The sequence below is a fragment of the Aeromonas sp. HMWF017 genome (assembly GCF_003061465.1).
Taxonomy (GTDB): domain Bacteria; phylum Pseudomonadota; class Gammaproteobacteria; order Enterobacterales; family Aeromonadaceae; genus Aeromonas; species Aeromonas veronii.
Genome location: NZ_QAJD01000101.1, coordinates 6,180 through 16,615 on the forward strand (window position 1 = coordinate 6,180; position 10,436 = coordinate 16,615).

The following is a 10,436-nucleotide window of genomic DNA, read 5'->3' on the forward strand; positions in this document are numbered from 1 at the left end:
ATAGCTTGCTGGAGGTGAGCGCCGTCAGCAGGCCGGGGTGGAGGCCGGCCACCACGATAGCCAGCAGCGGTGGCAGAAAGATGGCGAGCCCGATACAGAGCGAGAGCAGGTCCACCACGGCCGCGCCCGGCTGATGGCGATCCGGCCGCAGGCAGGGACGACGGGGTGTCACCCTGCTGGCCGGGGTACTCTGCAGCTTGTGCTGCAGAGCGAGCAGGGCGGCGGTCAGGATGAGCTGCACCAGCGCCAGCCCGCCCGCGGTCGCGAGATCGAAGTCAAAGCGCAGCGCCTGATAGACGGCCACCTCCAGCGTGGTGGATTTGGGCCCGCCTCCCAGCGCCAGCACTGTGGTGAAGCTGGTGAAGCAGAGCATAAAGATGAGACTAGCCAGCCCCGGCAATATGCCGCGGATAAGCGGCCACTCCAGCAGCCGGAAGATATGGGATGAGCGCATGCCGAGCTGGCTGGCGAGGCGCCAGCTCGATTCGGGGATGCTCTCTATGCTCTGCAGCATCAGGCGTGCCGCCAGCGGCATATTGAAGAAAACGTGGGCCAGCAGGATACCGAACAGGCCGTAGAGATAATTGCCGGGATCCAGCCCCAAGGTGCGCAGCAGCTGCGGCAGCCACCCCTGCTTGCCGTGTACCGCTACTATGCCGAAGATGGCGATGATGACCGGCAGTACCAGCGAGAGGCCAAATAGCTTGATCAGCAGGGTTCGGCCAATGAAACGGCGCCGCGCCAGCGCGCGGGCCACCGGAATGGCCAGCCCGAGACTTAGCAGGGTGGATAGCAGTGCCTGCCCCAGACTGAAGCCCAGCACATGGCGTAGATAAGGATCTGCGAGCAGGGTGCGGGGGGCCAGCGACCCGGCCTGCCACAACAGGGCCGCGAGCGGCCCGAGGGATAACAGCAGGATCAACAGGGTGGCTGCACTGCCCGGCAACCACCAGAGGGGACGAGCCTGTGGTTTCAGATAACGGCTCACTGGGTGACGGCTTGCAGCCACTCGCGGATCCACCCTTTGCGATTGGCGGCCACCTCATCGCTGCTGAAGGCGAGCGGCTTGGCTACGGTGATCATCTGCTCGAAGCCCTTGGGCTGCGGTGTGTCGATAACGGGATACATCCAGTTGCCGGTCGGGATCTCGTTCTGGAAGGCGGGGCTCACCATAAATTGCAGGAACTGGTCAGCCAGCTTCTCCTGTTTGGCGCTCTTCAGCTTGGCAGCCACTTCTACCTGACGGTAGTGACCCTCTTCGAAGGCGGCAGCCTGATACTGGGGCTTGTTCTCGGCAATCAGGTGGTAAGCGGGGGAGGTGGTGTAGGAGAGCACCATGTCCGCCTCGCCATCGAGGAACATGCCATAGGCCTCGGACCACCCCTTGGTGACGGTGACGGTCTTCTTGGCAAGCGTGGCCCAGGCTTCAGGCGCCTTGTCACCGTAGACAGACTTCATCCACAGCATCAGCCCCTGTCCCGGGGTCGAGGTACGGGGGTCCTGATAGATAACCTTGAGATCGGGGCGCTCCACCAGCTCTTTCAGGCTCTTGGGCGGGGTCTTGAGCTTGCTCTTGTCGTAGACGAAGGCGAAGTAGCCGTAGTCGTAGGGGACAAAGGTGTCATCCTGCCAGCCACCCGGCACCTTGATGCCATCCAGCTTGGCGGGATGGGAGACGAACAGGCCGCTCTGCTTGGCTTCGCTGATGAGGGCATCGTCGAGCCCCAGCACCAGATCGGCCTTGCTGTGGTTGCCCTCCAGCCGCAGCCGGTTGAGGATGGCGACCCCATCTTCGAGGGAAACCAGATTGAGGGTGCAGTCGCACTCTTTCTCGAAGGCCTGTTTGATCTTGGGCCCCGGACCCCATTCTGCAGTGAAGGAGCTGTAGGTGTAGACGGTGAGGGTGTCGGCGGCGAACACATTGGCCGACAGCAGGCCGGTGGTGACCAGCAGCAGGGTCTTCATGGGTGGCACTCCCTATTACTTGTTAATAACGAGGTGCCAGCGGGTGAGGGCGCAAAAAATGAGCGCCATGCCTCAAATTCCTCCGCCAGCATTATCTGGATCAGGTACACGGGTATAATCTCAGCGGTAAACCGCACCCCGTTTGAGAAACGAACCGCATTGTATTAACGTTCTTTTGGGTAGACCAGCACAATTGTGCAATACCCATGAGATGACGCCCACCCAACAGAGGATGTTCGCGTGCTTACCAATACCAAGGAAAGGCGTGCCTTTGCGCGCATGGTCATCAATGCTCCGGTCACCGTCTATCAGCAGCAGCTGGTGCTGGAGGGGATCTGCCGGGATCTCAGTGCCAACGGCATGGGGATTGCGGTCTCTGAACACCAGCTCGACATCAATCAGCCCATCCGGATCAGTCTTGCCACCAACAACAACCTGTTGCCCCCCTTTGAAGCCCATGCCCGTATTATCCGGGTGCTGGAGGAGGAGATCGGGTTGCTGCTGGCGGTAGAGTTTCTGCCTCAGGGTTAATCCTCTCTCCCCATCGGCAGAGGGAGGGGATTAGCCTTTCTCCTGAACCGGCTGCACACTCAACTGCTTGCTATCGACCAGCGTTTTGCTGGTCGATGCGATTTGGCCAGCAGGCAAGGTGGCGGGACCGGTAGGTTCGAGCAGCAGGTAGTTCTGCCCTTGCCAGTTGAGGGTCACATCCCCCGGCTTGGCGGGTAGGTCAACGGCCAGCAGGGCATGTCCGGGGACGAACACCATGGCCTGTTTCAGCTCTGGAAAGAGCTGAGCCAGCATGGCGGCCATCAGGGTTACCTTGCTGTCGCAATCACCCCGGTTCTGCTCCAGCACCTGACGGGGCGGGAGAAAGCCCTTGCCCTGTCTTCCATTCAGGCTGTCGAGCTGCTGATAGGGGATGCTCTGGATAAAGGTGAGCATATGGGCCACGGTTTTCTGACGCGCTTCCGTTTCGGTGCTGCCCTGCTGTTTGAGTTGATCCGCCAGCGGAGCCAGCCCGCTGCGACTCTCCAGCGCGATGCGCACATGATCCTGCTTCACCGCCAGCTGCCCGTCCGGGGTGTTGAAGTACTGGAAGTAGTGTTTGGTCAGCCACGCCTGCTCCTCTTTGCTCCGCTTGGACTGCAGAAAGGCCATCGCCTCGCGCGCCTTGTCCTGATTGCGGCTTTTCAGATGCAGCTCCAGCGAGGGACGGGCGAGGGTGAACTGCACCTCGGGGTAGTTCTGGCGCACCTCCCGCAGCAACACCTGCAACACCTCCTCCTGCATTCTGGCCGGGCGATAGGCGATGAGAGGCGGCAACTTGCCCTGTTCGAGCCGGTAGGTGAGCTGTTGGGGTTTGCCTTCGCTATCCTGCCAGCCGACGCTGATCTGGCCGAGGCTGTTGTTGAAGCTGGTTTGGCTGGCCCCCGCAGACAGGGCAAGCAGCAGGGCACAGAGCAGAGGGATAGCCGTCGGTCTCTTCATCATCCTTTCCTGTGGCACGGGCCAGTTCCGGTGGCCCAAAGTGGGAAACGTAGCGGACAGTAAAACAGGGAGCCGAAGCTCCCTGTTGATTCTACTCGTTTTTTTTCAACTGGCGCGTTAAATCCAGCTCGGCTGCTTCGCCTCAAAGGCGCTGATGGCGGCCTCGTGCTGCAGGGTCAGACCGATGGCATCCAAGCCGTTGAGCAGACAGTAACGGCGGAATTCATCGATCTCGAAACCGAAGCAGAGGCTACCTGCACGTACCTGATTCTCTTCCAGATCCACTTCAATCTGGATGCCTGGCTGGGCGGCAACCAGCTGGAACAGGGTGTCGACTTCCTCCTCCTTCAGACGCACCGGTACCATGCCGTTGTTGATGGCGTTGCCGTAGAATATGTCGGCAAAGCTCGGCGCTATGATGGTCTTGAAGCCGTAGTCGGCCAGCGCCCAGGGGGCGTGCTCGCGGCTCGAGCCGCAGCCGAAGTTCTCGCGGGCCAGCAGAATGCTGGCACCGGCGAATTGCGGCTGGTTCAGTACAAACTCGGGGTTTGGCTGCTGGCCGGCATCGTCCAGGAAGCGCCAGTCGTGGAACAGGTGCTTGCCAAAACCGATGCGGTTTACTTTTTGCAAAAACTGTTTGGGAATGATGGCATCGGTGTCGACGTTGGCGCTGTCGAGGGGGACGACGATCCCTTTATGCTGTTTGAATCCTGTCATCGAAATGTCCTCTTACAGTGCGCGAATGTCGGCGAAGCGGCCGGTGACGGCGGCAGCTGCGGCCATGGCCGGGCTCACCAGATGGGTGCGGCCGGCGCGGCCCTGACGTCCTTCGAAGTTGCGGTTGCTGGTGGAGGCGCAGCGCTCCCCCGGTTGCAGCCGGTCGTTGTTCATGGCCAGACACATGGAGCAGCCCGGCAAGCGCCACTCAAAACCGGCCTCGATGAAGATCTTGTCCAGACCCTCGGCTTCGGCCTGCGCCTTCACCTGCTCGGAACCCGGCACCACCAGCGCCTGCACGCCAGTGGCCACCTTGCGACCGCGGGCGATGGCGGCAGCGGCGCGCAGATCCTCGATGCGGCTGTTGGTGCACGACCCGATAAACACCTTGTCGATGGCGACGTCGGAGAGCTTCTGGCCCGGTTGCAAGTCCATGTAGGCGAGCGCCTTGCGGGCTGACTGCTGCTCCATCAGATCGCTGAAGGATTCCGGTGCCGGAATCGGCTCATTGACGGCAATCACCTGACCCGGATTGGTGCCCCAGGTGACCTGCGGGGCGATATCGGCGGCGTCCAGCACCACTTCGGCATCGAAACGGGCACCTTCATCGCTCTTGAGGCTCAGCCAGTAGGCGATTGCCTGCTCAAGCGCCTCGCCTTTGGGGGCGAACTCCTTGCCACGGATGTAGTCGATGGTGGTCTGGTCGGGGGCTATCATGCCCGCCTTGGCACCCAGCTCGATGGCCATGTTGCACACCGTCATCCGCCCTTCCATGGAGAGGCCCGCAATGGCATCGCCAGCGAATTCCACCACGTAGCCGGTACCACCGGCATGGCCAACCTGACCGATGATGGCCAGCACTACGTCCTTGGCACTGATCCCCTCGGCCAGCTTGCCGTTGACCGAAATGCGCATGGTCTTGGCGCGACCCTGTTTCAGGGTCTGGGTCGCCATCACATGTTCCACTTCGGAAGTGCCGATGCCGAACGCCAGTGAGCCGAAGGCGCCGTGGGTGGCGGTGTGAGAGTCGCCGCAGACGATGGTGGTGCCGGGCAAGGTGATGCCGAGCTCGGGGCCCATCACATGGACGATCCCCTGATATTTGTGGTTGAGATCGTAGAGACGAACCCCGAACTCCTTGCAGTTTTCGGCGAGCGTCTCCATCTGGATGCGGGCCATCTCGCCGGAGGCGGCGATGTCTTTGGTGGTGGTGGAGACGTTGTGATCCATGGTGGCCCAGGTCAGATCCGGGCGGCGCAGCTGGCGGTTCATGGCGCGCAGGCCGTCAAATGCCTGCGGGCTGGTCACTTCATGCACCAGGTGGCGGTCGATGTAGATGAGGGGCGTTTCCCCTTCCACTTCCCGTACCACGTGGGCGTCGAATACTTTCTGATAGAGGGTCTTGGCCATTGCTTCTCTCTTCCTTGTTATCTGTTCTTCAGCTCAGATCCGGGCGGCGATCTGGCTGCCCATCTCGGACGTGCTCTGCACCGGATGGCGGGCGCTGGCCTGATGCAGGTCGGCGGTGAAGTAACCCTCGGCCAGGGTCTGGGCCACGGCCTGCTCGATGGCCTGGGCGGCAGCCTCTTGGCCCAGGCTGTAACGCAGCATCAGGGCGGCGGAGAGGATCTGGGCGATGGGGTTGGCGATCCCTTTGCCTGCGATATCGGGAGCTGAGCCACCGGCCGGTTCGAACAGGCCGAAACCCGATTCGTTGAGGCTGGCGGAGGGGAGCAGCCCCATGGAGCCGGTGATCATGGCGCACTCGTCGGAGAGGATGTCGCCGAACAGGTTGGAGCAGAGCAGCACATCGAACTGGGACGGATCCTTGATGAGCTGCATGGTGGCGTTGTCGATGTACATGTGGTTCAGCGCCACGTCCGGATAGGACTTGGCGACCTCGCTGACCACCTCACGCCACAGGATGGAGGAGGCGAGCACGTTGGCCTTGTCGATGGAGGTGACCTTGCCACGGCGAACACGAGCCGATTCGAAGGCGATCTTGGCGATGCGTTCGATCTCGAAGCGATGGTACACCTCGGTGTCGAATGCCTTCTCGTTCGCCCCTTCTCCCTCGCGCCCTTTGGGCTGGCCGAAGTAGATGCCACCGGTCAGCTCGCGCACGCAGGCGATGTCAAAACCGCGATCGGAGATGTCGGCGCGCAGCGGGGAGAACTGCTCCAGACCGGTGTAGATACGGGCAGGGCGCAGGTTGCAGAACAGTTTGAAGTGAGCGCGCAGGGGCAGCAAGGCTCCACGCTCCGGCTGATCGTTGGGCGGCAGATGTTCCCACTTCGGGCCGCCGACCGAGCCAAACAGCACGGCATCGGCCGCCTCGCAGCCTGCAATGGTGCTTTGCGGCAGCGGGGTACCGTGGTTGTCGATGGCGATACCGCCCACGTCATGGCGATCATACTCGAAGGCGAGGCCGAACCTGGCCTGCACCTTCTCCAGCACCTTGATGGCCTCGGCCATCACTTCAGGGCCAATGCCGTCCCCCGGCAATACTGCGATCCGATAACTGCTCATACACTCTCCATCCTGATATTGTCTTTGAGATCCCTCTGCCCGTTTTTCCCGACGCTGCGCGCGGTTCCCGGTTCAGACGTTCCCCGTCCCGATGTTGTCATTCCATGCCGTCTGTGTGGCTGCGAGTCCTGCTCAGACGGTTTCCGATTTGATGCTGTCATTCCATTCCGTCTGTTTGGTATCGAGTTCGGCTCAGACGGTTTCTGATTTGATGCTGTTATTGCGTTCCATCTGCTCGGCCACCTGATCGGCGCGCCAGATGCTGTTGATCACATGGAGCAGGGCGTGGGCCGAGGATTCGATGATGTCGGTGGCCAGCCCCATGCCGTGGAATTTGCGCCCCTTGTACTCGGCGACGATATCGACCTGACCGAGGGCATCTTCCCCTTCGCCCTTGCTCTTGAGAGCATATTTATCGATGCGGATCTCATAGCCGGTGATGCGGTTGATGCACTGGTAGACCGCATCCACCGGGCCATTGCCGGTGGCCGCTTCACAGATCAGATCCTGACCCACCTTCAGTTTGACCGAGGCGGTGGCCAGCACCGAGCTGCCACTCTGCACTCCGAGATACTCCAGCTTGAAGTGTTCCGGCTCTTCGTGGATCTGGCTGAAGAAGGCCAGCGCTTCGAGGTCGTAGTCGAACACCTGCCCCTTCTTGTCGGCCAGGGTCAGGAACTTGCCGTAGAGGTGGTCGAGGTCGTAGCTGCTCTCGGCGTAGCCCATGGACTCCATCCGGTGCTTGATGACGTGGCGGCCGGAGCGGGAGGTCATGTTGAGGTTGTTCTGGGTCTGGCCGATGCTCTCGGGAGTGATGATTTCGTAGGTATTTTTCGCCTTGAGCACCCCATCCTGATGGATGCCGGAGCTGTGGGAGAAGGCGTTGGCCCCGACGATCGCCTTGTTGGGTTGCACCGGCATGTTGCACAGCTGGCTGACCAGCGTGCTGGTGCGATGAATTTCGTTGTGGCGGATATTAGTTTGCCCCCCGAGCAGGTCGGCGCGGGTTTTGAGGATCATCGCCACCTCTTCCAGCGAGCAGTTGCCCGCCCGCTCGCCGATGCCGTTGATGGTGCACTCGATCTGGCGGGCACCCATCTGCACCGCGCCGATGGAGTTGGCCACCGAGAGCCCCAGATCGTCGTGGCAGTGGACCGAGATGATCGCCTTGTCGATGTTGGGCACCCGGTTGAACAGGGTATGGATGATGCCGGAGAACTCGGTCGGCACCGTGTAGCCCACGGTATCGGGGATATTGATGGTACGGGCCCCCGCCTTGATGGCGGCCTCCACCATGCGGCAGAGATTATCGATCGGCGTGCGGCCCGCATCCTCGCAGGAGAACTCCACATCATCGGTGTAGCGCAGGGCGTGCTTGATGGCGCCAACCCCCATCTCCAGCACATCCTCGAAGCTCTTTTTCAGCTTGCTCTCCACATGGATGGAGGAGGTGGAGATAAAGGTGTGGATGCGAAACGCCTCGGCGACCCGCAAGGCTTCGCCGGCGGCGTCGATATCCTTGGGCAGGGCGCGGGCGAGGGCGCAGACCCGGCTGTTTTTGATGTGGCGGGCGATGGTCTGCACCGATTGAAAATCGCCGGGAGAGGAGACCGGGAAGCCCACCTCCATGACGTCGACACCGAGCCGCTCCAGTGCCTGGGCGATCTGCAGCTTCTCCTTGACTGTCAAACTGGCCGCCAGGGCCTGCTCACCATCACGCAAGGTGGTGTCGAATATGATGACCCGATCTGACATGTGACTTCCCTCTTCCTAAGTTCGGTAACGTGCATCCTGCGGCGGCATAAAAAAACCCGTGCAGGGTGCACGGGTTTTTGTAAATTCCGGCTATGCCTTAGCCCGGCTACAAGGATCCCGCGCGAGTTAACGCGATTAGGGAGATTAGTAGTAGCGGGGTGGCGATACGCATGACGTTGTTATTCCTTCCAGTCGATAACGCTTTTACCAATATCGAGATTTTTATGCTGTGTCAACACGGAAGGTCAGGGGCAATCTGCTGACGTATTTAATCGGATTGTAAAGGATTGCAAATTTCCTTGTCCCATATTCGGCCCATGACCGATTATCTGGTCATTCCTGCTGTGCTCTATTCTCTGCACAACCAGATCGACTTATCAGCATTGGCTGAATTATCTGAGGTGTTAAATGGAAAAACGTAGACCTGGTCGTCCGGTCGGACGTTCTGACATTCGTGACAAGTTGCTTGCTGCCGCCCGTGAGCGTTTTCTCAATACTCCCTATAGCAAGGTGACTACACGCGAAATCGCGGAGCTTGCTGGCTCCAATCTGGCAATGATCCACTACTACTTCGGCAGTAAAGAGGGTCTTTACAAAGCGGTGCTGGGCGATGTCGCCGAGCCCCTCGACCATGCCTGGCAAGATGAACACAGCAATCACAGCCTCAACGAGCTGCTCAACACCTACTATCAGGTGATGGCGCCCAACAGCGAGCTGACCTCTGCCATCTCCAGCGCATTGTCGACCGAGAAGAGTCCGGGCCGGGATTTTGTGCTGAACCGCCTGCTGGAACGCCAGCTGCCGCAGTTCGATGCCTTGCTGGAAACCATGAAGTCTAACGGCGAGCTGGGTGACAACCTGGATCCCGACATGCTGAAGATCTCCTTCCTCAGCATGATGTGGCAGCCATTCGTGATGAAAGATCTCTACGAGCAGGTGTTTGGCCTGAAAGTGGATGAGCACTTCATGGCCCGTCTGGCGGACCACAACTGCCGTCTAATGGAGACCGGTCTTCGCGGCAGCCACTGATTTTGCCGCAACATCGAGATTAAAAAGGGCCATTCGGCCCTTTTTTCATAAATCTGTTATCCCTTGTTCAACGTAACGTCATCCCGCTTTCTTACTCTGCAAGCAGAATTCAGGGAAGGAGGGGATATGAACAAGATCCAGCAATGGGACCTGCAGGTGTGCCGGGTCTGCCTGCTTCACGGCTACAACCGGCAGCAGGCGAGGGTGAGTCGTCTCATTTCCCGCACCGGCGATGGCCCGCTTTACGCTGTGCTGGCCGCCCTGCTCTGGTGGCAGGGGGAGGCAGAGCGGGAGCTGGTGCGACTGGCGCTGCTAGCCTTCGCCATCGAACTGCCCCTCTATCTGCTGCTGAAAAACAGCCTGAAACGGCAACGGCCGGTCGGCTTGCCGGTCTTCATCACTCCTTCCGATCGTTACAGCCTCCCCTCCGGCCACACCGCCGCCGCTTTTCTGATGGCCACCATACTGGTCACCGGCTTTCCGCTCTGGGCGCCCCTGCTGTTTGGCTGGGCGGCGCTGGTGGGGGCATCCCGGTTGCTGCTTGGGGTACACTACCTGAGCGATCTGGTTGCCGGTGCCCTGCTGGGGGGCGGTTGCGCCGTGCTGGCGCTCGGTTGGAGCCACTCATGAGGATACTGTTTGGGGTGCAAGGTACCGGCAACGGTCATATCAGTCGCAGTCGCACCCTGGCGCGGGCGCTGCGCACGGCAGGGGTCGAGGTGGATTATCTCTTCAGCGGCCGCCCTGCCGACCGCTACTTCGACATGGAGGAGTTCGGCGCCTACCGCGCCTTTCCCGGCCTCACTTTTGTCAGTCACGAGGGGCGCGTTTCTCCGTGGCGCACCCTGCAAGCCGCCTCGCCGCTCACCTTCTGGCGGGATCTGCGGTCTCTCGACTGCAGCGAATACGATCTGGTGGTGAGCGATTTTGAGCCGCTGACCGCCCACGCC

10 protein-coding genes, 1 pseudogene and 1 riboswitch are annotated in these 10,436 nt (G+C 60.7%); of the genes and pseudogenes, 4 read left to right on the top strand and 7 right to left on the bottom strand.

Translation table 11 applies throughout. The features are described 5' to 3' along the window. Together thiP and thiB are read right to left on the bottom strand one after the other, a co-directional pair. A pseudogene (gene thiP, locus DBR30_RS21990) lies at positions 1 to 988 on the bottom strand (thiamine/thiamine pyrophosphate ABC transporter permease ThiP); the annotation flags it as partial. Continuing rightward, entirely contained in the window at positions 985 to 1,965 is a 981-nt protein-coding gene (thiB, locus tag DBR30_RS09825; RefSeq protein ID WP_108540906.1) for a thiamine ABC transporter substrate binding subunit, read from the bottom strand. The gene thiB and the pseudogene thiP, both read right to left, overlap by 4 nt. Positions 1,966 to 2,025: 60 nt before the next feature. Beyond that, positions 2,026 to 2,116, bottom strand: a riboswitch (TPP riboswitch). A gap of 89 nt (positions 2,117 to 2,205) precedes the next feature. Here thiB and DBR30_RS09830 point away from each other — a divergent pair. Then, positions 2,206 to 2,496, top strand: a complete 291-nt coding sequence (locus DBR30_RS09830; RefSeq protein WP_108540907.1) for a PilZ domain-containing protein — start codon at positions 2,206 to 2,208, stop codon at positions 2,494 to 2,496. Between the two features lie 30 nt (positions 2,497 to 2,526). On the opposite strand, the gene DBR30_RS09835 is transcribed toward DBR30_RS09830, so the two are convergent. The 5 genes from DBR30_RS09835 to leuA form a co-directional block, all read right to left on the bottom strand. Then, positions 2,527 to 3,456, bottom strand: coding sequence for a hypothetical protein (locus DBR30_RS09835; RefSeq protein ID WP_108540908.1), 930 nt, complete (start codon positions 3,454 to 3,456; stop codon positions 2,527 to 2,529). A gap of 117 nt (positions 3,457 to 3,573) precedes the next feature. Next, positions 3,574 to 4,173: a 3-isopropylmalate dehydratase small subunit gene (leuD, locus tag DBR30_RS09840; protein ID WP_108540909.1), complete on the bottom strand. Its 600-nt coding sequence runs from the start codon at positions 4,171 to 4,173 to the stop codon at positions 3,574 to 3,576. A 12-nt stretch (positions 4,174 to 4,185) separates the two neighbouring features. Further along, positions 4,186 to 5,583, bottom strand: a complete 1,398-nt coding sequence (gene leuC / locus DBR30_RS09845; protein ID WP_108540910.1) for a 3-isopropylmalate dehydratase large subunit — start codon at positions 5,581 to 5,583, stop codon at positions 4,186 to 4,188. Positions 5,584 to 5,616: 33 nt separating this feature from the next. Then, positions 5,617 to 6,702 carry a 3-isopropylmalate dehydrogenase gene (leuB, locus tag DBR30_RS09850; RefSeq protein ID WP_108540911.1) on the bottom strand — a complete coding sequence of 362 codons (1,086 nt, stop codon included), beginning with the start codon at positions 6,700 to 6,702 and terminating at the stop codon, positions 5,617 to 5,619. Between the two features lie 192 nt (positions 6,703 to 6,894). Further along, on the bottom strand, positions 6,895 to 8,457 hold the full coding sequence (leuA, locus tag DBR30_RS09855; protein ID WP_108540912.1) for a 2-isopropylmalate synthase: 1,563 nt from the start codon (positions 8,455 to 8,457) through the stop codon (positions 6,895 to 6,897). 408 nt (positions 8,458 to 8,865) lie between these two features. Here leuA and DBR30_RS09860 point away from each other — a divergent pair, with 408 nt between their 5' ends. The 3 genes from DBR30_RS09860 to DBR30_RS21995 form a co-directional block, all read left to right on the top strand. Further along, positions 8,866 to 9,486 carry a TetR/AcrR family transcriptional regulator gene (locus tag DBR30_RS09860; protein WP_005349170.1) on the top strand — a complete coding sequence of 207 codons (621 nt, stop codon included), beginning with the start codon at positions 8,866 to 8,868 and terminating at the stop codon, positions 9,484 to 9,486. A gap of 126 nt (positions 9,487 to 9,612) precedes the next feature. Then, the gene (locus tag DBR30_RS09865; protein ID WP_108540913.1) at positions 9,613 to 10,116 is read left to right on the top strand and encodes a phosphatase PAP2 family protein; all 504 of its coding nucleotides are present in this window, start codon (positions 9,613 to 9,615) and stop codon (positions 10,114 to 10,116) included. After that, positions 10,113 to 10,436 (top strand): glycosyltransferase family protein (locus tag DBR30_RS21995; RefSeq protein ID WP_308813268.1); only part of this gene is annotated, 324 nt, incomplete at its 3' end. The genes DBR30_RS09865 and DBR30_RS21995, both read left to right, overlap by 4 nt.